This is a genomic window from Aeromonas sp. R2-3, assembly GCF_040908375.1.
Taxonomy (GTDB): domain Bacteria; phylum Pseudomonadota; class Gammaproteobacteria; order Enterobacterales; family Aeromonadaceae; genus Aeromonas; species Aeromonas veronii.
Genome location: NZ_JBFODP010000010.1, coordinates 19,127 through 42,957 on the forward strand (window position 1 = coordinate 19,127; position 23,831 = coordinate 42,957).

26 protein-coding genes and 1 tRNA gene are annotated in these 23,831 nt (G+C 60.6%); 11 read left to right on the forward strand and 16 right to left on the reverse strand.

Going from position 1 to position 23,831, the window contains the following annotated elements; translation table 11 throughout:
- Positions 1–20: 20 nt before the first annotated feature.
- Complete coding sequence (locus AB5Z02_RS03605; RefSeq protein ID WP_005339525.1) at positions 21–185, forward strand: hypothetical protein; 165 nt, start codon at positions 21–23, stop codon at positions 183–185.
- A 35-nt stretch (positions 186–220) separates the two neighbouring features.
- Here AB5Z02_RS03605 and AB5Z02_RS03610 read toward each other — a convergent pair whose 3' ends face one another.
- The 6 genes from AB5Z02_RS03610 to waaF form a co-directional block, all read right to left on the reverse strand.
- The gene (locus tag AB5Z02_RS03610; protein ID WP_231721585.1) at positions 221–559 is read right to left on the reverse strand and encodes a hypothetical protein; all 339 of its coding nucleotides are present in this window, start codon (positions 557–559) and stop codon (positions 221–223) included.
- On the reverse strand, positions 556–888 hold the full coding sequence (locus AB5Z02_RS03615) for a DUF2799 domain-containing protein (protein WP_064335097.1): 333 nt from the start codon (positions 886–888) through the stop codon (positions 556–558). The genes AB5Z02_RS03610 and AB5Z02_RS03615 overlap by 4 nt, the downstream gene beginning before the upstream one ends.
- Before the next feature lie 137 nt (positions 889–1,025).
- Positions 1,026–1,151 (reverse strand): hypothetical protein, encoded by a 126-nt coding sequence (locus AB5Z02_RS03620; protein WP_005339521.1) that lies wholly within the window; start codon positions 1,149–1,151, stop codon positions 1,026–1,028.
- A 74-nt stretch (positions 1,152–1,225) separates the two neighbouring features.
- Positions 1,226–2,206 (reverse strand): MDR family oxidoreductase, encoded by a 981-nt coding sequence (locus tag AB5Z02_RS03625; protein WP_064335096.1) that lies wholly within the window; start codon positions 2,204–2,206, stop codon positions 1,226–1,228.
- 93 nt (positions 2,207–2,299) lie between these two features.
- Entirely contained in the window at positions 2,300–3,565 is a 1,266-nt protein-coding gene (waaA, locus tag AB5Z02_RS03630) for a lipid IV(A) 3-deoxy-D-manno-octulosonic acid transferase (RefSeq protein ID WP_368215294.1), read from the reverse strand.
- A 1-nt stretch (position 3,566) separates the two neighbouring features.
- On the reverse strand, positions 3,567–4,601 hold the full coding sequence (gene waaF / locus AB5Z02_RS03635) for a lipopolysaccharide heptosyltransferase II (RefSeq protein WP_368215296.1): 1,035 nt from the start codon (positions 4,599–4,601) through the stop codon (positions 3,567–3,569).
- A gap of 276 nt (positions 4,602–4,877) precedes the next feature.
- Here waaF and AB5Z02_RS03640 point away from each other — a divergent pair, with 276 nt between their 5' ends.
- Positions 4,878–5,654, forward strand: coding sequence for a glycosyltransferase family 2 protein (locus tag AB5Z02_RS03640; protein ID WP_202006028.1), 777 nt, complete (start codon positions 4,878–4,880; stop codon positions 5,652–5,654).
- 51 nt (positions 5,655–5,705) lie between these two features.
- Here the strand turns inward: AB5Z02_RS03640 and AB5Z02_RS03645 are convergent, their stop codons facing one another.
- Positions 5,706–6,743 (reverse strand): glycosyltransferase family 9 protein, encoded by a 1,038-nt coding sequence (locus AB5Z02_RS03645; protein WP_110304584.1) that lies wholly within the window; start codon positions 6,741–6,743, stop codon positions 5,706–5,708.
- A gap of 134 nt (positions 6,744–6,877) precedes the next feature.
- Here AB5Z02_RS03645 and coaD point away from each other — a divergent pair, with 134 nt between their 5' ends.
- Positions 6,878–7,360 carry a pantetheine-phosphate adenylyltransferase gene (coaD, locus tag AB5Z02_RS03650; RefSeq protein WP_338455919.1) on the forward strand — a complete coding sequence of 161 codons (483 nt, stop codon included), beginning with the start codon at positions 6,878–6,880 and terminating at the stop codon, positions 7,358–7,360.
- Between the two features lie 105 nt (positions 7,361–7,465).
- On the opposite strand, the gene AB5Z02_RS03655 is transcribed toward coaD, so the two are convergent.
- The 6 genes from AB5Z02_RS03655 to radC form a co-directional block, all read right to left on the reverse strand.
- Positions 7,466–8,401: a VirK/YbjX family protein gene (locus AB5Z02_RS03655; RefSeq protein WP_080771402.1), complete on the reverse strand. Its 936-nt coding sequence runs from the start codon at positions 8,399–8,401 to the stop codon at positions 7,466–7,468.
- Positions 8,402–8,515: 114 nt separating this feature from the next.
- Entirely contained in the window at positions 8,516–9,328 is an 813-nt protein-coding gene (gene mutM, locus AB5Z02_RS03660; RefSeq protein ID WP_181270106.1) for a bifunctional DNA-formamidopyrimidine glycosylase/DNA-(apurinic or apyrimidinic site) lyase, read from the reverse strand.
- A gap of 24 nt (positions 9,329–9,352) precedes the next feature.
- Complete coding sequence (locus tag AB5Z02_RS03665) at positions 9,353–9,808, reverse strand: hypothetical protein (RefSeq protein WP_181270107.1); 456 nt, start codon at positions 9,806–9,808, stop codon at positions 9,353–9,355.
- Positions 9,809–9,901: 93 nt separating this feature from the next.
- Positions 9,902–10,069: a 50S ribosomal protein L33 gene (rpmG, locus tag AB5Z02_RS03670; protein ID WP_005307500.1), complete on the reverse strand. Its 168-nt coding sequence runs from the start codon at positions 10,067–10,069 to the stop codon at positions 9,902–9,904.
- Between the two features lie 11 nt (positions 10,070–10,080).
- Positions 10,081–10,317, reverse strand: coding sequence for a 50S ribosomal protein L28 (gene rpmB / locus AB5Z02_RS03675; RefSeq protein ID WP_005307492.1), 237 nt, complete (start codon positions 10,315–10,317; stop codon positions 10,081–10,083).
- Between the two features lie 136 nt (positions 10,318–10,453).
- The gene (gene radC / locus AB5Z02_RS03680) at positions 10,454–11,128 is read right to left on the reverse strand and encodes a DNA repair protein RadC (RefSeq protein WP_005339502.1); all 675 of its coding nucleotides are present in this window, start codon (positions 11,126–11,128) and stop codon (positions 10,454–10,456) included.
- A gap of 147 nt (positions 11,129–11,275) precedes the next feature.
- Here radC and coaBC point away from each other — a divergent pair, with 147 nt between their 5' ends.
- From coaBC to pgi, 5 genes are all read left to right on the forward strand, one after another.
- Positions 11,276–12,478 carry a bifunctional phosphopantothenoylcysteine decarboxylase/phosphopantothenate--cysteine ligase CoaBC gene (gene coaBC, locus AB5Z02_RS03685; RefSeq protein WP_368215300.1) on the forward strand — a complete coding sequence of 401 codons (1,203 nt, stop codon included), beginning with the start codon at positions 11,276–11,278 and terminating at the stop codon, positions 12,476–12,478.
- 80 nt (positions 12,479–12,558) lie between these two features.
- On the forward strand, positions 12,559–13,017 hold the full coding sequence (gene dut, locus AB5Z02_RS03690) for a dUTP diphosphatase (protein ID WP_005339498.1): 459 nt from the start codon (positions 12,559–12,561) through the stop codon (positions 13,015–13,017).
- Positions 13,018–13,085: 68 nt separating this feature from the next.
- Positions 13,086–13,682 (forward strand): nucleoid occlusion factor SlmA, encoded by a 597-nt coding sequence (gene slmA / locus AB5Z02_RS03695; protein WP_005339495.1) that lies wholly within the window; start codon positions 13,086–13,088, stop codon positions 13,680–13,682.
- A 165-nt stretch (positions 13,683–13,847) separates the two neighbouring features.
- Positions 13,848–14,684 carry a mechanosensitive ion channel domain-containing protein gene (locus AB5Z02_RS03700; protein ID WP_005339493.1) on the forward strand — a complete coding sequence of 279 codons (837 nt, stop codon included), beginning with the start codon at positions 13,848–13,850 and terminating at the stop codon, positions 14,682–14,684.
- Positions 14,685–15,031: 347 nt separating this feature from the next.
- Positions 15,032–16,681, forward strand: a complete 1,650-nt coding sequence (pgi, locus tag AB5Z02_RS03705) for a glucose-6-phosphate isomerase (protein WP_368215302.1) — start codon at positions 15,032–15,034, stop codon at positions 16,679–16,681.
- Between the two features lie 156 nt (positions 16,682–16,837).
- Here pgi and ilvC read toward each other — a convergent pair whose 3' ends face one another.
- The gene (ilvC, locus tag AB5Z02_RS03710; RefSeq protein WP_368215303.1) at positions 16,838–18,319 is read right to left on the reverse strand and encodes a ketol-acid reductoisomerase; all 1,482 of its coding nucleotides are present in this window, start codon (positions 18,317–18,319) and stop codon (positions 16,838–16,840) included.
- Positions 18,320–18,540: 221 nt separating this feature from the next.
- Here ilvC and ilvY point away from each other — a divergent pair, with 221 nt between their 5' ends.
- Complete coding sequence (gene ilvY, locus AB5Z02_RS03715) at positions 18,541–19,434, forward strand: HTH-type transcriptional activator IlvY (RefSeq protein ID WP_058057070.1); 894 nt, start codon at positions 18,541–18,543, stop codon at positions 19,432–19,434.
- Here the strand turns inward: ilvY and AB5Z02_RS03720 are convergent.
- Positions 19,423–20,283 (reverse strand): hypothetical protein, encoded by an 861-nt coding sequence (locus tag AB5Z02_RS03720; protein ID WP_368215305.1) that lies wholly within the window; start codon positions 20,281–20,283, stop codon positions 19,423–19,425. The two genes, ilvY and AB5Z02_RS03720, sit on opposite strands and share 12 nt — an antisense overlap.
- A gap of 192 nt (positions 20,284–20,475) precedes the next feature.
- Here AB5Z02_RS03720 and AB5Z02_RS03725 point away from each other — a divergent pair, with 192 nt between their 5' ends.
- Both AB5Z02_RS03725 and AB5Z02_RS03730 read left to right on the forward strand, forming a co-directional pair.
- Positions 20,476–20,667 carry a hypothetical protein gene (locus AB5Z02_RS03725; RefSeq protein WP_005339486.1) on the forward strand — a complete coding sequence of 64 codons (192 nt, stop codon included), beginning with the start codon at positions 20,476–20,478 and terminating at the stop codon, positions 20,665–20,667.
- Positions 20,668–20,740: 73 nt separating this feature from the next.
- Positions 20,741–23,323, forward strand: a complete 2,583-nt coding sequence (locus tag AB5Z02_RS03730; RefSeq protein ID WP_368215306.1) for a GNAT family N-acetyltransferase — start codon at positions 20,741–20,743, stop codon at positions 23,321–23,323.
- Positions 23,324–23,588: 265 nt separating this feature from the next.
- Here the strand turns inward: AB5Z02_RS03730 and AB5Z02_RS03735 are convergent.
- A tRNA-Asp gene (locus AB5Z02_RS03735) sits at positions 23,589–23,665 on the reverse strand.
- Positions 23,666–23,831: the final 166 nt, after the last annotated feature.

A 23,831-nucleotide genomic window follows, 5' to 3' on the forward strand; every position in this document is an offset into this window, starting at 1 on the left:
AAGTCGTAGAGGTAGTCGTTATGGGCAGCAAAACCCTGTGTGAATGGCGCCGTCACGAGATCCCCACCGATCTCAAGGCGTTGCGCAAGATAGTCCGCAAACCCAAGTTTGTCTGCAGCAAGTGCGCCCGCAGTGCCAATGACAAGGGTTACCTCTGCCAACCGCTGCGTTTGAAAGAGGAGTAATTTTCCACTCTAACCGCCGTTCAAAGAGGACCTTGCTAGATTTCATCCTTTACAAATCTGGCGTAGTACTGCTCAAGCTCTGTATTCACCTGACGTAGCTTTGAGTCTAAGTCTGCATGTCTTGCTCTGACCGCTTCCATCCCACTGGGACTTTGGCGGAGCACTTCGGCCATTTGTACTTGATTCTGCATCAGTTCGAGATAGTGAGCTCGAAAAGACAACAAAGCATTCAGGCGTCCCATATTATTGGCTCGCTCTGCCTCTTTAGCTGATTTCCGCGCATACCATACCGCCACAACAGCGATGAATCCCGCAACCAATGAGAGCACGTCACTGATAGAGATAGCGATAATCTCCCCAATCTCAAATATCATTGATCGGTCCACCCCTGACGCCCCTGTTCGAACAATCTGCGTGCCTGGGTATCATTCGGGCAAACGCCGCGATACTCCTCGCCTGAGCGGCCAGCCAGATAGAGATGCTCGGGGCGGCAATACCATGCCAATCCCTTCTGATGTCCCTGCTTCCACAGTTCGGCATCCACCTTCTTGCCACACTGGCCCTGATGGAACTCGATCCGCTCGGTGGTGAAGCCCAGCTTGCCATCCGCCTCCCCAACCTCACTCCATACCTTCTCGCAGGGATCATCGTTGGAGACACAGCCACCCAGCAGGGCAGCCAACAATATGATGAAGAGTCGCATAGTCATCCTTGAGCGTCATTTGGGCAGTTCATTCTACCCAGCGGCCCGCCCCTGACCAAGGACGAACGCTCAGCCATGTGAGCGCGGCAAAAAAATCAGGCGGGCCCAAAGCCCGCCTGTTCGTTCAATGCCGTGGTTCACTGGTCATCGAAAGTGTCATCATCCTGCCAGCTTTCATCTTCCCACTGATCCAGCTCTTCTTCCCAGGAATCCGGCTCCCAGTCATCATCAGAGGAGTCGTAATCCGGCTTGTGTCCACCCATCTTCACTCTCCTTGGATAGTTCACCCGCACTCCAATTTTATCCGGAATTGTCGGGCTCGCCAGTCAGAGGGAGTTCAAAGTTTGACCAGAGTGCGACCGGCGATCTGGCCTTGCGTGATGGCCTCGGCGGCCTCCACTACCTGCTCCAGCCCAATCTCGGTAACCGCCTGTTCAAAGAAGCTGGCGGGCAGATCCCGTGCCAGTCGCTGCCACGCCAGTTGACGACGTTCAAACGGGCACATCACCGAATCGACCCCCTGCAACCGCACATTGCGCAGGATAAAGGGCATCACACTGGTCGGCAGATCGAAACCGCCCGCCAACCCGCAGGCCGCCACAGCGCCGCCATAGTTCATCTGGGCCAGCAGCTTGGCCAGCACCTGACTGCCGACGGTATCGATGGCAGCGGCCCACAGCTGCTTCTCCAGCGGTTTGGCAGGCACCAGCAGCTCGCTGCGCGGCACGATGCGGCTGGCACCCAACGCAGTGAGCATGGCGCCCTGCTCTTCCGGACGACCGGTCAGCGCAGCCACCTGATAGCCAAGGGCTGCCAGCAGGGCAACCGAGGTGGCCCCCACGCCGCCTGCCGCACCGGTGACCAGCACCTCGCCGCTATCTGGAGTAATACCCGCCTCTTCCAGTGCCAGCACGCAGAGCATGGCGGTGAGACCGGCGGTACCGATGCACATGGCCTGGCGCTCATCCAGCCCGGCGGGCAACGGCACCAGCCAGTCCCCCTTGACCCGCGCCTGTTCGGCCATGCCGCCCCAGTGCCCTTCGCCGACGCCCCAACCGGTCAGCACCACCTTGTCGCCGGTCTGATAGCGGCTGTCGGCAGACTCAAGCACGGTACCGGCAAAGTCGATGCCGGGCACCAGCGGCCACTGGCGCACTATCTTGCCCTTGCCGGTGATGGCCAACCCGTCCTTGTAGTTGATGGAGCTGTAAGCGACCGCTACCCGCACTTCACCTTCCGGCAACTGGCTCTCGGCCAGCCGGGTCAGAGTCGGAACAGTCTTGCCGTCTTGGTTTTCCAGTAACAGAGCCTTGAACATGGTTGCCTCTTTGATGACATGTGAAACGGGGATCAGCTGCTTTGACGCTTTTGCAGTTGAAAATCGAGAGCCAGAGCAGTGCCCATCATGGGTTCAGTCGTTCTCCAGCGCAGTGAGGCAGTGCGAGAGAGTGCGTGCCAGCGCGCCCTGATTGCGCAGCACCACGGCGCGGGCCTGCTCCCCCATCTCGCGGCGGGCACTTGCATCAGCAAACAACTGGCTCACCTGCTCGCCCAGCTCGGCGGCATCGGCCACGATGGCGGCGCCCCCCTGAGCCACCAGCTGGCGGGTGATATCGCTGAAGTTGAAGTAGGCGGGGCCGGTCAGGCAAGGCTTGCCGAGGGCCGCCGGTTCCAGCAGGTTGTGACCGCCGATCTTCACCAGACTGCCGCCGACGAAGGCCACATCGGCCGCCGCCAACATCAGCGGCAGCTCACCCATGGTATCGCCGAAATAGACCTTATCCTGTGCTCCAACCGCAGCATGACTGGTGCGCCGCACGCAGCCGTAAGGGGCACACTGCTCGGCCACCCGGTCGAACCGCTCGGGGTGGCGCGGCACCAGAATGAGCAGCGCGTCGGGATGGCGTTTGAGCAGCAGATCGAAGGCGGCCAGCACCTGCTCGTCCTCACCCAGATGGGTACTGGCGGCGATCCAGACCGGCCGCTCGGCGCCCAGCTGCTGGCGCAGGGCACGCCCCTTGGCCTGCACCTCGTCACCAAACTGGATGTCGAACTTGATGGAGCCGGTCACCGACAGCCGCGAACGCTCGATACCGAGGCGGGCGAAGCGGTCGGCGTCATCCTGATGCTGACAGAGCAGATGGGTCAACGGCCGGCTCAGGGCATCGAAGGCGCCGTGGAAGCGGGCATAACGCTGGCAGGATCGCTCGGAGAGGCGGGCGTTGATGATGGTCACCGGCAGGTGGCGCGCCTCGCAGGCGGCCAGCCAGTTCGGCCACAGCTCGGTCTCCATCACCCAGAGCGCGCGCGGCTTGAAGGTGTCGAGAAAGGCGGCAATGGCCCAGGGGTAGTCGAGCGGCGCGTAGCGATGGATCACCAGGTCCCCCAGCCTGGCAGCCTGATCGGCGCCGGTACGGGTGGTGGTGGTGAGCAGGATCGGCAGATCGGGCCGCTCCGCCTTGAGGGCGCGAATGAGCGGCGTGATGGCCAGCGTCTCTCCCACGCTCACCGCATGGATCCAGAGCGGCGCCTCCTGTCCGGTGGCGGGCAGCCGCCCGAGATGCTCGGCCCAGCGCTTGCCAAAGCCTGGCTTGCCTTTCTTCGGCTTGTAGAGGGCCAGCAGCGCCAGCGGCAATCCCAGATGGATCAGCAGGTTGTAGAGCAGACGGTAGGGCATCTTACTGACTCTGCTCCAGCTTCTTGCAGGCATCGACCACCTGCTCCGGCGCCAGGTCGATCAGGCACTTGAGATGGCCGAACTTGCAGGTGCGCTTGAAGCAGGGGCGGCACTCGATGTCGGTGTGGACGATCTCGACCCGATCCGCCAGCGGCGGGGTGTAGAGCGGTGAGGTGGAGCCATAGACACCCACCAGCGGCCGGTTGAGGGCGGCGGCGATGTGCATCAGGCCGGAGTCGTTGGAGATGACCCGGCTGGCCAGCGCCATCAGATCGATCGCCTCGTGCAGGCTGGTCTTGCCCGCCAGCACGTGGCAGTTGGGGCGAGTCAGCAGGTTGACCCGATCCCGGATGGTGTTGGCGACCGGCACATCCTTGTTGGAGCCGAAGATCCACACCTGCCACCCCTCGTCCAGATGCTGTTGGGCCACCACGGCGTAGTGCCCCTCCGGCCAGCGCTTGGCCGGGCCAAACTCGGCACCGGGGCAGAGCACCAGCACCGGGCGGGCGCGATCCAGCCCCAGTCGCTCCAGCGCCTTGCTCTGGTTGACCAGATCGACGTGCAGAGAGGGGTGGGGAATGGTCGGAATATCGGCCCGGCTCTTCATCTGCGCCTTGGGATAAGCGAGCGCCAGATAGCCCTCCACCATCAGCGGGAAGGCGGACTTGTTGCTGCGCAGGTCGTTGAGCAGGCCATAGCGGCTCTCCCCCTTCCAGCCGGTACGCACCGGAATGCGGGCAAACCAGGGGATCAGCGCCGACTTCATGGAGTTGGGCTGGATGATGGCCTGATCGTACTTCTCGGCGGCCAGCTGCTTGCCGAGGCGGCGGCGCGCCACCAGTTTGAAGTCACCGTGGCCGAGGGGCATGGTGATCGCCTTGTCCACCTCCGGCATCCGCTCCAGCAGGGCGCAGCACCAGGCGGGTGCCATCACGTGCAGTTCGCATTCCGGATGGTTGGCCTTGATCGCCTTGTAGAGACTCTGGGACATCACCATATCGCCGACCCAGGAGGGGCCGATCACCAATATTTTCATTACGCGTCTTCTCTCGGGTCTGGCCCGGCGGTTAATCATCACTGGGCGAGATTATGCCCCAAGAATGACTGGATAAATAACAGAAGATCCTTGCCAAACGCTGCTGCCACCCCATTTTTCCAGCAGTGCCCCGCTTCCAACCGGACGAGACGAGACAGGCAGACAGCTGGCAGAAACGGGCAATGGCGGCTCTCTCTTTGACCCGTTTTTCCGTTAGAATGGCCCATCAATACGCATTCGACCCGCCAGCCGGGCAATAACCGTGAGCCCCATTTCGTGAAAAAACCGACTCTGGCTGCCGTTCTGATCGTCAAGAATGAAGCCGACAACCTGCGTAAGTGCCTCGCCTCCCTCGACGGACTGGTGGACGAGATCGTCATTCTGGACTCCGGCAGTCAGGACGAGACCCCGGCAATTGCCGCCGAGTTTGGCGCACGCTTCTTCGTCAACGCCAAGTGGCCGGGCTTTGGCAAACAGCGCCGACTGGCCCAGTCCCACGTGCAGTCCGACTGGGTGCTGTGGCTGGATGCCGACGAGCGGCTCACCCCCGAGCTGAAAACCGCCATCGCCAACGTGATGGCCAATCCGGCCAGCGATACCATCTACTCGATCCCGCGCCTCTCCTGGGTATTTGGCCGCTTTATCCGCCACAGTGGCTGGTATCCGGATCGGGTGCTGCGCCTCTATCCCAAGGCGCTCACCAGCTACAACGAGGCGCTGGTGCACGAAAAGGTGGAAGTGCGGGCCAACATGAAGATCGTCAATATTCATGGCGACCTGCTCCACTTCACCTATCGGGATCTGGAGCACTATCTGGTGAAATCCGCCGGTTATGCCCGCGCCTGGGCCGATCAGCGCACCGCTCGCGGCAAGAAGGGCTCCCTCAGTCAGGGGCTGATCCACGCGGTCGGCTGCTTCCTCAAGATGTACCTGCTCAAAGCGGGCTTCCTCGATGGCAAGCAGGGGCTGCTGCTGGCGATCCTCTCCGCCCACTCCACCTTCGTCAAATACGCCGACCTCTGGGTGCGCCAGCAGCCGCAGCAGCCGAAATAACCGTCATACGAAACAGGGCCCCGCGGGGCCCTGTTTGCATTGCTGCATATGTTACTTGCGCCAGAAAGGCGCCGCCCAGCGGGCCATCACCGGCACCATGGTCTTGGGATCGAGCTGGCTCATATCCTCAGGATGGTCGCTATCCTCCGGCGGGCTGAAGGCGAGGTGACGCCCTTCGCTGTTGAGGGGCTTCCAGCGCAGCGGAGTAGCGGAGCGGCGCATCGGGAAGAAGCCGATGGTCGGCACATCGAGCGCGCCGGCAATATGGAGCGGGCCGGTGCTGCCTGCAACGAACAGGGCGGCGTTGGCCAACACCTGACAGAACATCGGCAGACCATCGCTGGAGCGGTAGATCCAGCCGTTGCCGCCGTGGGCGAGCAGCTCGGCCGCCAGCTGTTCGGCCATCTTCTCCTCGCCAGGGCCTGCGGTCAGCACACACTGCAGCTCGGGGCAGGCCTGATTGAGCTTGATGATGATGCGGGCGTACTGCTCGATGGAGAGGTTGTTGGCCGAACCGCCGCTACCGGCATGCACCATCAACCAGGGGCGGCTAGCATCGAGCTTGAGCTTGAGTGCCAGCTGCTCGCGCACCTGTAGCAGGGTCTCGTCATCGAACTGCAGGAAGGGGGTCTTGGGCTCCACCACGGCCACCTGCTGATCGGCCAGGAAGCGGCGGATCAGCTCCAGGTTGTACTCGGACTCCGGCTTCTGGGAACGGGAGCGGCGCTGCACCAGTCGCTGGTTGTAGAGCACCTGCGCCAGCTTGGTCGCCGGCGCCAGCCGGTAAGGGATATGTGCCTTCCACACCAGCATGGCGTTGCGGGAGTTGGAGAAGAGGCAGATGGACGCGTCGAACGCCGCCGCCTTGATCCGCGCCAGCAGCGCTCGCTGTTGCTCCTTGTCGGCCCGCACGCCCGGATCGATGATCACCTCGTCAATCCAGGGGCAGAGCCGGGCCAGCGGCGCCGTGTAGGCCGGAACCAGGGCAGTCACATGACACTCCATGGAGCCTTTGAGCATGGCGAAGCTAGGCCACGCCAGCATGAAGTCACCAATCTTGTCATTGCGAACGACCAGAATACGTTTCATAAAAAATCCCTTTGCTCCCTGTCACCAATGCAAGGAGGCTTGATGCGCGATGGCGTATTCTTGCCTGATGCACTGCTATTCTCAAGCGACGACCTTATAATGCGACCAAATTTCCAGGTTGCAGGACCGCAAAGATGACTACCAGGGTAATTTATCCCGGGACTTTTGATCCCGTTACCAATGGCCACGCCGATCTCATCGGCCGCGCCGCCAAGCTGTTTGACGAGGTGGTGGTCGGGGTCGCCAACAGCCCGAGCAAGCGCCCGCTGTTCGATCTGGCAGAACGTGTCCAGCTTGTCCAGCAAGTGACCAGCAGGCTTCCCAACGTCAAGGTGGTGGGCTTCTCCGGCCTGCTGGTCGATTTCGCCAAAGAGCATCAGGCCAACGTGCTGATCCGCGGCCTGCGCGCCGTCTCCGACTTCGAGTACGAGTTCCAGCTGGCCAACATGAACCGCCGCCTGATGCCTGAGCTGGAAAGCGTCTTCCTCACCCCGGCCGAGGAGAACTCCTTTATCTCCTCCACTCTGGTGAAAGAGGTGGCGCTGCACGGTGGCGACATTCGTCAGTTTGTCGATCCCGTGGTGGCCCAGGCCATCGCAGCCAAACAGAAAGGGTGATCCCCTTCCACACTGGCCATTCCCGACGGCAACTACGAACAAGGGCTACCCGTGGGTAGCCCTTGTTGTATCTCTCTCGCATGGAGAGGTCAGCCTGCTTGCTGGTTACTGACGGGCAAACCGCTCATTCATCTCCTGCACCAGCTGATCGAGCCACTCGTAGCGGCGCCGATACATGGCCCGCTTCTTGGAGGCGATCTCCTCCAGCGGCTTGCGCGGCTGGGCTTGCAGAGCGACGAAGTTGGCATCCACATCCCGGGCGTCGAACTCCTGCCACAGCTCGTCATAATCGGCCTGCAAATTGGCTTTCTGCTTGCTGCTGTAGCGCTTGGCCTGAAACACGTGGGCCCGCTTGCGCACCGCCAGCACCTCCGCCGCCCCCATGGCCTGCGCCAGTTGCAGCACCAGCTGCACAAGCAGGGATTTGGGCCGCAGGCCGTGCCCCTCTTTGGTCAGCTCGCGCACCCGATCCTGAGCATTGTCGACCGCAGGCTCCGGCCCCTGCATGGAGCCGATCATCAGAATCAAACGATCCACGCTACCCGCCAGCGAAAAGGCGCAGCTATAGAGGCGCTGTCCCTCGCCATTGACGATGGAGAGCGCCAGCTCGGCCTCGCGGCGGAAGGTGCCATCGTGACGCAGCAGAATGCGGCAGCCGCTCTGTGGATAGTGCCCCAGCGCGATCCCCTCGCCCAGATAGAGCGGGTCGATCAGCTGCGGGTAGCACTCCAGCAGCAACTGATAGTGATTTTCCAGCATCTCGGCCCGCTCACGGGCGCTGGCACAGGCGAAGCGATAGGGTCGCATCGGCTTGTCGAGCAGCTCGGGATAGACCGCCGGCAGCGCCTTGAGCGAGTCGCACTGAAACAGGCTGAAAACCCGACTCAGCGACTTGCGATAGAGCAGGCTGCGCAGCACGAACTTGCCGCGATTGAAGGTTTTCCGGTCACATCCCTCGGGGTAGAGGAAGCGGGCCATGGATTTTGCGCAATAGCGCTCCTGCCGGGATAAATATTCCCAGTCTATTGATTTAACTGTCATTTTTATATTCTCAAACCGCCTGAACGGTCGGGATACTAGTGACAGCTGTGCAAATCTTCAACAGAGTGGAAATACGCTGTTACAACTTCCCCCGTATCGGGGCAAAAAGTGCGCTCAGCGCTGGCAATGACTGCAAAAAACCGTGGTGCGCTGGCCCATTCTTGTCTCGGTCAGCAGGGTGTGGCAGTGGAAACAGGGCTGACCGCCACGGCCATAAACCTGCAACTGCTGCACGAAATAGCCCGGTTTGCCATCGGCACTGGTGAAATCCTTGAGGGTAGTGCCGCCCTGGCGAATCGCCTCGGCCAACACGCGCTTGATCTCGGCCACCAGGGTTCCCAGCCGCTCGCCACTGATATTGCCCGCCGCCCGTTTGGGGTGAATGCCGGCAGCATAGAGCGCCTCGTTGGCGTAGATGTTGCCCACCCCGACCACCACCTGATTGTCCATCAGGAACTGTTTGATGGCGGTGCTGCGCCCCTTGGCGCGCCCCTGCAGGTAATCAGCACTGAAGGCATCGGTGAGCGGCTCTGGCCCCAGCTTGGCGAGCAGCGCGTGGGCTTCGGCCGGTTCGCGAGTCCAGAGCAGGGCGCCGAAGCGGCGCGGATCGTTGAGCCGCAGCAGCTTGCCATTCTCCAGCTCGATATCCACGTGGTCGTGCTTCTCGGCCGGGGTGCCGATATCCAGTACACGCAGGCTGCCGGACATCCCCAGATGAAGGATGGCGGTGCCGAAATCGGTCTCCAGCAGCAGGTATTTGGCACGGCGACGCACACGATGGATGGTGAGGTCCACCAGCTCCTGAATCTCACCGGGGATCGGCCAGCGCAGGCGGCCATCCCGCACCACCACGCGTGTCACCTTGATACCGGTGAGCCAGGGGGAGATCCCCTGACGACTGACTTCAACTTCTGGCAATTCGGGCATGGGCACCTCGCAAGGAAAAAAAACTCAGGGAGCAGGACGCAGCAGATCGCGATACTGCTCGGCAGTGAGGGCGAGCCAGAGACCAGAGGGCAGCTGAGCGCCATATTGGCCGCTGTTCTGATAGAGGCCGATCTCGACCGGATCGTTCTGGCCGGCAATCCACACCTTGATGGTCACCGGGGTACCGCGCACCACCTCGCCGGGGGGCAGCAACCAGTTCTGCCAGCGCGCCAGACGGGCATCCAGCTGAGCAGTGTCGAGCCCCAAATCCGGCACGCTGCGCCAGCCCTGACCGATCCGCTCAATCTGCCAGCTCGGCCCCTGCCAGGTGAGCACTACGGACGCATCCGGCAACAATGGGCGAGCCCGTTTGGCGCTGTTCTCCTGCTGGGCAGTCTCCATACGATGCAACAGGGTGATCACGATCAGCACCACCACAATGATCACGTTATTCCAGCCTTTGCGGCTCAATTTGAACATGGCAAGCCTCCCTTTGAACCGGCAGTGTACTGAATTCGGCGCATAAAAAAACCCGGCACGAAGCCGGGTTTTTGGGAATGCAGCATCAAGTAATTACTTGATTTTGCCTTCCTTGTAGATCACATGCTGACGAACAACGGGATCAAACTTTTTGATCTCCATTTTTTCGGGCATGGTGCGCTTGTTTTTGGTAGTGGTATAGAAGTGACCAGTACCGGCGCTGGAGTTCAGGCGAATTTTCTCGCGAATACCTTTAGCCATGATCTAATTCCTTATACCTTAACACCGCTGGCGCGCAGTTCAGCCAGAACCACTTCAACGCCACGCTTGTCGATGATACGCATGCCTTTTGCGGATACGCGCAGGCTTACGAAGCGTTTTTCACTCTCAACCCAGAAACGGTGAGTGTGCAGGTTCGGCAGGAAACGACGCTTGGTGGCGTTGTTAGCGTGCGAACGGTTGTTACCAACTGCCGGGCGCTTGCCGGTTACTTGGCATACTCTAGACATGTCAGTCTCTCCAAATCTTACTTCATTGCTCGAGCAAATATCTGCCCCGCTGGCCTTCGATTGCGGGGCAAACAGAAGGCGGCATTTTATACAGCATCCGTGATCAAAGATCAACTAATACGGTGCCAGAGCACAGTTATAGCCAACCGCGCTCGGCAAAAGAAACCGTGATGCCATCACCGATCACCAAGTGATCCAGCACTCTGATATCGATCAGGGCCAAAGCGGCCGTGATCCGATCCGTGATCTGGCGGTCGGCCCTACTGGGCTCGGCGACGCCGGACGGGTGATTATGCGCCAGAATCACCGCGGCTGCATTATGTTTGAGCGCGATCTGCACGATTTCTCTTGGCCAGACGCTCGCCGAGTCGATGGTGCCGAAAAAAAGCTCAACAAATTGAATGACTCTGTGCTGATTGTCGAGCAACAGCAGGGCAAACACCTCGCGGGGCCGATCCCGCAGCTGGGCCTGCAGATAGTCCCGGGTCAGCTGGGGCGAGGTGAGGGCATCGCCCCGTTGCAACTGCTCGGCCAGATGGCGTCTGGCCATCTCCAGCACCGCCTGCAACTGGGCATATTTGGCCGGGCCAAGGCCGTGCGCCTCGCAGAATGCCCGTTGATCCGCCCCCAGCAAGCTGCGCAAAGAGCCGAATTGATTCAATAGATTACGTGAAAGATCCACTGCACTAAGGCCATTGACACCGGTGCGCAGAAAGATGGCGAGCAGCTCGGCATCGGAGAGCGCCGCAGGCCCCTGACGCAGTAGCTTCTCTCTGGGGCGTTCATCTTCCGGCCACTCTTTGATGCTCATTTGTCTCTCCCTCATCCCTGTTGAGAAAAAACATAGCAAAAAATTGCGCGCGCCCGACCACACCCCTTGATGCCAACCCCTGTCGTCATCCATTGCCTGTGGTATCTTAGCCGACCAGTCAGAATGAGCCGGATAGAGAAACAGCAGATGAGATTGGCCGATAAACGCATCCTGTTGGGTGTCAGCGGCGGGATCGCCGCCTACAAGAGTGCCGAGCTGGTACGCCGCCTGAAAGATCAGGGCGCCGAAGTGCGGGTGGTGATGACCCGCTCCGCCAAGGAGTTCATCACGCCGCTGACCCTGCAGGCGGTCTCCGGTCATCCGGTGGCCTACAGCCTGCTGGATCCCTCCGCCGAAGCGGGCATGGGCCATATCGAGCTGGCCAAGTGGGCCGATCTGGTGCTGATCGCCCCCGCCAGCGCCAACCTGATGGCGCGGATGGCAGCAGGCATGGCCGACGAACTGCTGACCACCCTCTGTCTGGCCACGCCGGCGCCCATCGCGCTGGCGCCCGCCATGAACCAGCAGATGTACCTCAACACCGCGACCCAGGCCAACCTCAAGACCCTGGCCAGCCGCGGCATTCTGCTGTGGGGGCCGGATGCTGGCAGCCAGGCCTGTGGCGATGTGGGCCCGGGGCGGATGCTGGATCCCCTCGAACTGGTGGATCGCTGCTGCCAGCAACTGGCCGCCGAGCCCTTGCTGGCGGGCGTCAAGCTACTGCTCACCGCAGGACCAACCCGAGAGGCACTGGATCCGGTGCGCTACATCAGCAACCACAGCTCCGGCAAGATGGGCTACGCCATCGCTCGCGCCGCCCGTGAGGCGGGTGCCGAAGTGACGCTGGTGAGCGGCCCGGTGACGCTGGCTACGCCTGCTGGCGTGACCCGTGTCGATGTGGAGAGCGCCGAGCAGATGCATCAGGCGGTGATGAGCCGGGTGGGCGAGTGCGACCTCTTCATCGGCTGCGCGGCGGTGGCCGACTATCGCCCCGAGCAGGTGGCCAGTCAGAAGATCAAGAAGACCGGCGATAACGACCAGATGGTGGTGAAGCTGGTGAAGAATCCCGACATCATCGCGGCCGTTGGTGCCCTTTCAGACAAACCCTTCACCGTCGGATTTGCCGCCGAAACCGTGGATGTGGAACAATACGCCCTCGACAAGTTGCAGCGTAAGCGGCTGGACATGATCGCCGCCAACGATGTGTCCCGCGAGGGGCAAGGCTTCAACGCCGATGACAACGCCCTGACTGTGTTCTGGCAAGGGGGCCAGGCCCCGCTGCCGCTGGCCGACAAGCTGACGCTGGCCCGTCACCTGATCGCCCTGATTGCACGCCACTACCGGCACTGAGCGTCCCGAAAGAACAAGACTCACGGCGCCCCGCCTGCCAAGAGGGACGCCAATACAAGATCCAACTGAAAAAGCGATTCATGACTACACAAATTGAACTGAAGATTCTGGATGCCCGTATCGGTACCGAGTACCCACTGCCCGCCTACGCCACACCGGGCTCTGCCGGCATGGATCTGCGCGCACTGCTGGATGCGCCGCTGACTCTGGCTCCGGGTGATACCACCCTGGTGCCGACCGGTCTGGCCATCCACATCCAGGATCCGGGTCTGTGTGCCACCATTCTGCCCCGCTCCGGCCTCGGCCATAAGCACGGCATCGTGCTGGGCAACCTGGTCGGTCTGATCGATTCCGATTACCAGGGTCAGCTGATGGTCTCGGTCTGGAACCGCGGCAAGGATGAGTTCACCATGCAACCCGGCGAGCGCATCGCCCAGCTGGTGATCATGCCGGTAGTTCAGGCCAGCTTCCAACTGGTCGATGAGTTCAATCAGAGCGAACGGGGTGAAGGCGGTTTTGGTTCTTCTGGTCGCCAATAACAGACCACACCAGCCCGACGGGCGGTGCTTAATAACAGAATCAAGCCATTGTTTTTTTAGGGGAATCCATGGCAAGCAGTAATCAGAAACAGAGTCGGCGCGATCAGATCCTGCAGGCGCTAGCCCATATGCTGGAAACCAGTCCGGGTCAGCGCATCACCACGGCCCGTCTGGCGGCCGAGGTCGGCGTCTCTGAAGCAGCCCTCTATCGACATTTTCCCAGCAAGGCGCGGATGTTCGAGGGGCTGATCGACTTTATCGAGGATTCCCTGCTGTCACGGGTCAATCTGATCATGGCGGAAGAGAAGGACACCATGGCGCGCTGCCACCACATCCTGCAGCTGCTGCTGGTGTTCGCCGAGCGCAATCCCGGCATCACCCGCATCCTCAACGGCGATGCCCTGCTGGGCGAGCACGACCGGCTGCGGGATCGCATCAGCATCCTGTTTGACAAGCTGGAGACCCAGATCAAGCAGGTGCTGCGCGAGAAGCGGCTGCGCGAGGGTCAGGGCTTCCAGCTCGACGAGACCATGCTGGCCAATCTGCTGCTGGCCTACACCGAAGGTCGCATCAGCCAGTTCGTGCGCTCCGAGTTCAAGCTCAAGCCGACCGCCGGTTTCGAAGATCAGTGGCAATTTATCCGCAGCCAACTGCTGCAGAGCTGATGGTGTTTTCGCGTCATTCAGCAAAAAGAAGGGAGGCTTTGGCCTCCCTTCTTTTTTGTGTCAGGTTTTTATGGCAGAAAAGAAGTACCAGATGCGACCCGTACTGTCGCGCTGCGGTGTTAGATTTATCCACCATAAACCTTTTAGAACCTGACAGGACATCCTATGGAACCCGAAATCATTACCGAAGCGCAGACCTGGCTGGTCAATAATCAGGGACTGCTGATCGAATACGGCGTCAATATCGCCGCTGCCCTGCTGACCCTGCTGGTCGGCTATATCGCCGCCAACCTCATCAGCGGTGGCGTGGTCAAGGTGATGCAGGCCCGCAAGCTGGACACCACAGTCACCCACTTCGTCGGCAGCATCCTCAAATACGCCATTCTGGTGTTCGTGGTGATCGCCGCGCTGGGCCGTGTCGGCGTGCAGACAGCCTCCTTCGTCGCCATTATCGGTGCCGCCGGTCTGGCCATCGGTCTGGCGTTGCAAGGCTCGCTCTCCAACTTCGCTGCCGGCTTCCTGCTGATCATCTTCCGCCCCATCAAGGCGGGCGAGTTTATCGAAGTGGCAGGCACTGCGGGTGTGGTGCAGTCCGTTCAGCTCTTTACCACTACCCTCACCTCCGGTGACAACAAGATGGTGGTAGTACCGAACTCCGCCATCCTCAACGGCACCATCGTCAACTACTCGCGTATGGATACCCGCCGCGTCGATATGACCTTTGGCATCGGCTACGGCTCTGACCTGCGCAAGGCCAAACAGATCCTCGAGCGTCTGGTAAGCGAAGAGCCGCGCATCCTGAAAGATCCGGCAGCCACCATCGCCGTTGCCGCACTGGCCGACTCCTCGGTCAATATCGTGGTGCGCCCCTGGGTGAAAACCGCTGACTACTGGGGTGTCTGGTTCGACTTCCACGAGAAGGTGAAACTGACCTTTGATGCCGAAGGCATCGAGATCCCCTTCCCGCAGATGGTGATGCACATGCAAAAACCGCAGGCGTGATCGCGGTTCTGCTGCAACAGACAATGCCAGCCTTCGGGCTGGCATTGTCGTTTCTGGCCCCAGCCCATGGCAATGTCGATGCATAACCACGCCAACCGGATGAAAACAATTTCAGGCTATCGGGGTGGCCCCAATCATGAGCAAGCGCAAGATCCGCCTTGCTTTCGTGACACATAATCCCAATGTTCTGGTTGTATGCTCCCGACAGTGACCCATTGCGGTAAAAGACAATCGGTAAAAATCTGTTACACGGGCCGCCCTATCGGCTCGCTATAATGCTCGGATAATAAGGTTTGGCGGGACCTTGCCTGCAAGGTTCAAACACAACTTGGCATTTCAGGAATCCTATGAAAAATATCAATCCAACCCAAACCCAGGCCTGGCAGGCACTGGAAGCCCACTTTGCAGCAAACAAAGAGACCCGACTCAAGGATCTGTTCGCGCAGGACCCGAAGCGCTTTGACAAGTTTTCCCTCACCTTCGGCGGCGACATCCTGGTTGATTACTCGAAGAACCTGATCACCGAAGAAACCCTCACGTTGCTGGTTGATCTGGCCAAAGAGACCGATCTTCGCAGCGCGATCGATGCCATGTTCAATGGCGACAAGATCAACATGACCGAAGGGCGCTCCGTACTGCACGTGGCCCTGCGCAACCGCTCCGACCGCCCCATCGAGTGCGACGGCAAGGACGTGATGCCGGAAGTGAACGCCGTGCTGGCCAAGATGAAGGGCTTCTGCGAGAAGATCATCTCCGGCGAGTGGAAAGGCTACACCGGCAAGGCGATCCAGCACGTGGTCAACATCGGTATCGGTGGCTCTGATCTGGGCCCGGTAATGATCACCGAGGCACTGCGTCCCTACAAAAACCACCTGCAGATGCACTTCGTCTCCAACGTCGATGGCACCCACATCGCCGAAACCCTGAAGAAGATCGATCCGGAAACCACCTTGTTCCTGGTGGCCTCCAAGACCTTCACCACCCAGGAGACCATGACCAACGCCCTGACCGCCCGCGACTGGTTCATCAACATCGCCGGTGACAAGGCCCACGTTGCCAAGCACTTCGCAGCCCTCTCCACCAACGGCAAGGCCGTGGCCGAGTTCGGTATCGACACCAACAACATGTTCGAGTTCTGGGACTGGGTTGGCGGCCGCTACTCCTCCTGGTCTGCCATCGGTATGCCCATCGGCCTGTCCGTCGGTTTCGAGAACTTCGAAGCCCTGCTGCAAGGCGCCTTCGAGATGGACATGCACTTCGCCACTGCCTCCTATGAGCAGAACGTGCCGGTGCTGCTGGCCCTGATTGGCCTGTGGTACAACAACTTCTACGGTGCCGAGTCCGAAGCCATCCTGCCGTACGACCAGTACATGCACCGCTTCCCTGCCTACTTCCAGCAGGGCAACATGGAATCCAACGGCAAATACGTGGATCGCAACGGCAAGCCGGTTGACTACCAGACCGGCCCCATCATCTGGGGTGAGCCGGGCACCAACGGCCAGCACGCCTTCTACCAGCTGATCCATCAGGGCACCAAGCTGATCCCCTGTGACTTCCTGGCGCCAGCCATCAGCCACAACCCGATCGGTGACCACCATCCGAAACTGCTGGCCAACTTCTTCGCCCAGACCGAGGCGCTGGCCTTCGGCAAGAGCAAGGAAGAGGTCGAAGCCGAGTTCCTGGCGGCAGGCAAAACCCTGGAGCAGGTCAAGGATCTGGTGCCGTTCAAGGTGTTCGAAGGCAACCGCCCGACCAACTCCATCCTGTTCAAGAGCCTGACCCCGAAAACGCTGGGTGCCCTGATCGCCATGTACGAGCACAAGATCTTCGTACAGGGCGCAATCTGGAACATCTTCTCCTTCGACCAGTGGGGCGTGGAGCTGGGCAAACAGCTGGCCAACAAGATCCTGCCGGAGCTGGGCAATAACGAGGCTGTCACCAGCCACGACTGCTCCACCAACGGTCTGATCAACACCTGGAAAGCGTGGAAAGCCTGATTTATTCAGCCTTTCTGAATGCAAAAGCCCCGCTCGATAAGCGGGGCTTTTTTATGACTGTCAGGCTGATTTTTCTGGCGGGCCGGTCGGGTGTCCAGTCCGACCGGCGACGGGGATCGTCATCCCCGCCCCTTCATCATCCTGCCCGATGCTAACTTAACCGCCGACGGCGATGCGTTTCATGTCTTTCATATAACCACGCAGTACCTGGCCGATTTTTTCGATCGGGTGGTTGCGGGTCGCTTCGTTGGCCGCCAGCAGCGCCAGGTTATCGACATTCTGCCCTTCCGCCTTGCTGGCACCCAGATCGCCTGCTTTCAGGGTCGGCATGAAGTGCTCGCGCAGCAAGGGCACGGCGGCGTTGGCGAACAGGTAGTTACCGTACTCGGCGGTATCGGAGATGACCACGTTCATCTCGTACAGGCGCTTGCGGGCAACGGTGTTGGCGATCAGCGGCAACTCGTGCAGGGATTCGTAGTAGGCTGACTCCTCGTAGATACCGGAAGCCACCATGGTCTCGAACGCCAGCTCGACACCCGCCTTGACCATGGCCACCATCACCACGCCATTGTCGAAGTACTCCTGCTCGGCAATCTTGCCTGCAAACGCCGGCGCATTTTCGAAGGCAGATTTGCCGGTCTCTTCGCGCCAGTCGAACAGCTTGGCATCGTCTTCGGCCCAGTCGGCCATCATGCCGCGGGAGAACTCACCGGCGATGATGTCGTCCATGTGCTTCTCGAACAGCGGGCGCATCAGGGTCTTGAGCTGCTCGGAGAGCTCGAAGGCGCGCAGCTTGGCCGGGTTGGAGAGGCGATCCATCATCAGGCTGATACCACCCTGTTTCAGGGCTTCGGTGATGGTCTCCCAACCGAACTGGATCAGCTTGCCGGCGTAGGCCGGGTCTGTGCCCTCGGCAACCAGCTTGTCGTAGCAGAGCAGGGAACCGGCCTGCAGCATGCCGCAGAGGATGGTCTGCTCGCCCATCAGGTCGGATTTCACTTCCGCCACGAAGGAGGACTCCAGCACGCCGGCACGGTCGCCGCCAGTGGCAGAGGCCCACGCCTTGGCGATGGCCATGCCTTCGCCCTTGGGATCGTTCTCCGGGTGAACGGCGATCAGGGTCGGTACGCCGAAACCGCGCTTGTACTCCTCACGCACTTCGGTGCCCGGGCACTTGGGCGCAACCATCACGACCGTGATGTCGGAGCGGATCTGCTGACCCTCTTCCACCACGTTGAAGCCGTGGGAGTAGCCCAGCGCGGCGCCCTGCTTCATCAGCGGCATCACGGTTTTCACCACGTCGGAGTGCTGCTTGTCCGGAGTCAGGTTCAGCACCAGATCGGCGCTCGGGATCAGCTCTTCATAGGTACCGACCGCGAAGCCGTTGTCGGTGGCTTTCTGCCAGGAGGCGCGCTTCTCGGTGATGGCGGCCTTGCGCAGGGCGTAGGAGATATCCAGCCCGGAGTCACGCATGTTCAGACCCTGGTTCAGACCCTGGGCACCACAGCCCACAATCACCACCTTCTTGCCCTTCAGCACGTTGCAGCCGTCCGCGAACTCTTCGCGCTGCATGAAACGACACTTGCCCAGTTGGGCCAACTGCTGACGCAGGTTCAAGGTGTTGAAATAGTTAGCCATGGTGATTGCTCCGTTCGATTGATTCCATGCCGGATAGCGGCGTTGTCTGAACCACTATAGCGCGGGACACTTATTGCCTGAACTGATATATTCGAAACAGTACGTTGCAATAACTGAAACGTTAGCCCTTCATCATTGCCTGCTGAATGTACCGCGAGATGGCAGAAACAAGCCGCCAACCGCTGGATATCGGGCACACAAGCCGCGCCAGGAGCTGAAAGATGGACCTTCGCAATCTCGAGCTGTTTCTCCACCTCGCCGACTCCCTCCACTTCGGCAAGAGCGCCGATGCCATGGCGGTCAGCCCCTCCACCCTGAGTCGCGCGATCCAGCGGCTGGAGCAGGAGACCGGCTGCGTGCTGTTCGAGCGGGACAACCGCTCGGTGCGGCTTACCCCTGCCGGCGAGAAGTTGCGGGAGTTTGGCGGCGGCCTGTTGCAGGAGTGGCGTCAGCTCAAGCAGGAGCTCAAACGCAGCGATGAACCGCTACAGGGGCGGCTGCGGGTCTTCTGTTCGGTCACCGCCAGTTACTTTCTGCTGCCCGAAGTACTGGAGCGCTTTCGCCGCCGCTACCCCCAGCTGGAGATCAAGCTGGAGACCGGTGACCCGGCGCTGGCGGTGGACAAGATCCTGGCCGATGAAGCCGATCTCGCCATCGCCGCCCGCCCCGATGCCCTGCCCGCCAAGTTGGAGTTCGCCAGCCTTCAGCTGGTGCCGCTGGTCTTTATCGCGCCGCGCAACGCCCCGCAACTGAACCAGTGGTTCCGTCAGGGAGAACCTGATTGGGAGCAGTTGCCAGTCATCCTCTCCGAGCAGGGGCTGGCCCGCAAACGCAGCGATCAGTGGTTTCGCAACAAGGGGATAGCGCCCAACATCTACGCCGAAGTGGCGGGTAACGAGGGAATCGTCGCCATGGTGGCGCTCGGCTGTGGCGTGGGGCTGGTGCCGGCAGCGGTGATCGACCATAGCCCGCTCGGCGACAAGGTGCGGATCATCGACCTCAAACCCGCCTTCAAACCATTTGATGTGGGGATCGGGGTACTCAAGAAGCGGCTGGAGGAACCGCTGATCCGCGCCTTCTGGGATACCGCGCAGAATCAGGGCTCACTGCGCTGACACCGGATTATAGATAAGGGCCGGATCGACCATCATCATACGGCTGGGCAGCGGCAAGTCGGGGTTGTGCAGCTCGAGGCGCACCCGCTCATCCAGTTTCAGCCGCCGAATGGTACTGCCGAATCCCTCTTCAAAGACCCGGTCAAAAGCACCAGACTGCCGCGCCCGCAGCAGGCCAAGCTCGATGCGCTGGGCCAGCTCCGGATATTTTGGTGAGACAAAGAAGAGCAGCGCCAACGGATAGCGAAACACCAGACGGGGCTCGATGGCGAGATCGGGATGCTGCCTGAGCTCATCCTCGATCTCGATGACCGAGCGCAGGAAGCAGTCAAAGCGCTTCTTGCGCAGCATGTTGAAGAGCGCCTCATAAAGATTGCCCACCGTCACCTTGAGGCCGTTAGCCCGCAGCAACTGGGTGTCTGGCCAGGATCTGTGCTGACCTATGGAGAGCCCGACGCGATGCCAGTCTGCCAACGACCCGATCGCGGCAAAACGTCCCTCATCCCCCTGCCGAACCAGACACACCCGCCATCCCAGCAGCCCCTTGGCCAGCGGAATGTGGATTGCCAGCAACTCCCTCTCTCGCGCACCATCGGGGGCAAAGACACCGACCTGAACCAGCTCGCCGCTACGCAGCTCCTTCACCGCCCGCCCCTGCTCCATTTGCGGGCTGGAAACCAGCTGGTAGGGGCCATATTCGGGCACGGTGAGATCGAGGGAGAGACGCAACAACTGGACGACGGCGGGGTTGGGGTGATCCAGCAGCAGATTCCAGGCGCGGATAGGCTGCTCGGTTGCCGTTGCGCCAACCGTCCACAGTGCCATGCACCACCACCAGACTCTGATCATCCTGCGCACCATCCGTGCCTCGTGCTCCTCGCCATACTATAACTCCAGCCAGCGCCTCAACGGCGCCCTCTCTGAAAGATGTGTGAGCGCTCTCGTGCCAAATCTCATGTCAAAAGTGACAATAGGCAAACCCGGCAGGTCACCGCAGACTGGGCGTTCATCAACACACGCCAAGGCGCAGGGAGGAGAGCCATGAAACAGCATCTGGTAGAGATCAAGGGTTCAACCCTGTTTGACGAGTATCTGCAAAGCATGGGCGTGCCCAGCACGGCGCTCGATCGGGAGCAGGATATCTATCTGCAGGAACGCCATCTGGGTGCCATTCGCCGGGTGCAAGGCGAACTGCGCTTTTATCTGCGTGCCAATGCCCTGAACAAACGGTGATCAGGATCCGGTCACAGAACCCGCAGCAAAGGCGTATTAGACTGGTATCTTCCCCCTTTTGTCGGGAGTGCCCATGAAAGCAAGCGGTCTGGATCGGCTATTCAAACCCCACTCAATCGCCGTGATCGGCGCCTCGACCGATCCGCTCAAGGCGGGTCATGTGATCGTGCGTCACCTGCTGGCGGGCCACTTCAAAGGGCCCATCCTCCCCGTAACCCCGCGCAACAAGGCCATCGCCGGCGTGCTGGCCTATCCCGATATCGCCAGCCTGCCGCTGACCCCGGATCTCGCCATCATCTGCACTAGGCGGGAGCGGGTCTTGCCGTTGTTGGAAGCGCTCGGCCAGAAGGGTGCGGGGGCGGCCATCATACTGGCCGCCGACTTTTCCCCCGAGGAGCGGCTGGAGCTGAAGCGGGTCTGCCAAGAATATGGCATTCGCCTGCTCGGCCCCAACAGCATGGGGATGCTGCTGCCCGGCCAGGGGATTAACGCCAGCTTTTCACCCATTGCTGCCAAGCCGGGGCAGGTCGCCTTTCTGTCGCAATCCGCCGCCGTCAGCACCACCATTCTGGATTGGGCCAAGCAGCATGAGCTGGGCTTCTCCGCCTTCATCTCCCTTGGTGATCACTGCGATATCGACTTCGGCCAGCTGCTGGATCAGCTCTCCCGCGACAGCGTCACCCGCGCCATCTTGATCTACATGGACAAGTTGCACGACGCCCGCCACTTTCTCTCGGCGGCGCGAGCAGCCTCGCGCAACAAGCCGATCCTGGTGCTGAAAAGCGGGCGCCACGATCCGGCCCACGGCCTCGACAACGTCTATGATGCCGCCATCCGTCGCGCCGGCATGTTGCGGGTACGGGATACCCACGAACTGTTTGCCGCGGTAGAAACCCTCAGCCACTCCATGACCCTCAAGGGGGAGCGGCTTGCCATCATCTCCAACGGTCGCGGGCTGGCTAATATGGCAGTGGATGTACTGCTGGAGCGGGGCGGCAAGCTGGCTCGTCCGCCGCTCGATATCGGCAGCGATGCCACCATCACCACCTATCAGGAGGCGCTGGACAACGTGTTGCAGGAAGATGGCATCGACGCCATCCTGATCATCCACGCCCCCTCGCTCACGGCACCGAGCGCGCCGCTGGCCAGCCATCTTATCGCCCATCTGAAGCAGCATCCCAGAGCGCGCCGTTTCAATATCCTCACCAACTGGGCGGGCGAATACTCGGCGCAGGAGGGGCGCAAACTCTTTACCGAGGCGGGCTTCCCGACCTACCGCACGCCGGAAAGCGCCATGGCCGCCTTCATGCACATGGTGGAATACCGCCGCAACCAGAAGCAGTTGATGGAAACCCCAGCATCCCTGCATGGCAACCAGTTCAATGTCGAGCTGTGCCAGCAGCTGATCCGCCAAGCGCAGGAGCGCAAACAGCTAAGATTGGATACCCATCTGGTGCACCCGATTTTACAAGCCGCCGGTCTCTCGACCCTGCCAACCTGGATCGTCACCGACGCCATCGAGGCGACCCTCACCGCCGAGCAGATCGGCTATCCAGTGGCGGTAAAACTGCGCTCGCCCGATATCCTGCACAAGTCTGCCGTACACGGGGTGGTGCTCAATCTGCGCACCTCGACCGAAGTGGCGCAAGCTGCAGATGCCATTCTGGACAGGGTCAAACAGCATGATCCGAGCGCCCGTATCGAAGGGCTGCTGGTACAGCGCATGGCTCGCCGTAGCGGCGGCCTAGAACTGCGGGTACGTATCCAGCAAGACGCCATCTTTGGCCCCGTCATTCTGCTGGGTGAATCTGGTGCGGAACCGCAGGATATGGTGGCAGCGTTACCGCCGCTCAATCAGGCGCTGGCCCGTTACCAGATCATCGGTGCACTCAAGAGCCGTAAAATCCGCGAACAGGCGACGCCGGAACGACTGGATATCGATGCCTTGGGCCAAGTGCTTTGCCAGCTCTCCGAGCTATTGCTCGCCTTTCCTGAGATTCAGGAACTGGACCTGCACCCGCTACAAGCGTGCGGCGCCGAAATGGTGGTACTGGATGCCAGCCTCACGCTGGCTGACCCCGCCAGCCCGGCCAGCAACCGACTGGCGATCCGCCCCTATCCTACCGAACTGGAGGAGGGTGCCTGGCTTAAAGATCAGCGCCATATCCTGCTGCGCCCGATCCGGCCGGAAGATGAACCGGCTCACAAGCAGTTCGTGCTGCAGGTCTCCGATGAAGACAGGTACAAACGCTTCTTCGCCGATGTAGGCGAACTGGGCCATGAAGAGCTGGCTCGCATGACACAGATCGATTACGACCGAGAGATGGCCTTCGTGGCAGTGGGGCAAGATGGCGAGCTGCAGGATCAGATCCTCGGCGTGGTACGCGCTATCTCGACTCCGGACCTGAGCGATGCCGAGTTTGCCATTCTGGTGCGATCGGACTTGAAAGGGGTGGGGCTCGGCAAATTGATGATGGATAAAATCATCCGTTACGCCAAAGAGCAGGGAATTGGCCAGTTATCTGGCATGACCATGCCCAGCAATCGCGGCATGGTCAACCTCGCCAAACGGCTTGGCTTCAAGATCGACGTGCAAATGGAAGAGGGGGTGGTCAATATGGAGCTGCCCTGTAGTCAGCAGGCAGCAGAAGGCTGATTTGACCGCCTGCAGAGTCGTTCAAATTGCTTTGAATGAAACTGATAGGGCTCGGATATAGCCAGAAAATGGTGGAAATAACCGGCTATCTGGCACTCTCTCGGCAGGTAAAAACCAAACGTTGGCTGTTTAACACGCTAAAAACACCAAAGCCCAGTCTCACGACCGGGCTTTGGTGTTCGCCGAGTGTACAAATCTGGGGGGCTCTGGGCAAAAATCGCCCATAGCAAAAAGGCCTTCCCATTCGGGAAGGCCTTCAAATTAGTGGCGGAGCGGACGGGACTCGAACCCGCGACCCCCGGCGTGACAGGCCGGTATTCTAACCGACTGAACTACCGCTCCGCATTCGGTTAGCTTTCGCTAAATCTTCTGCTGCTTCTTCTGAGGTGTCATCCTCGCAGCCGGCTATGTGTTTTCACATCACCGTTTAATTGGGTGCCTGGCAGTGTCCTACTCTCGCATGGCGAATGCCACACTACCATCGGCGCTACCGCGTTTCACTTCTGAG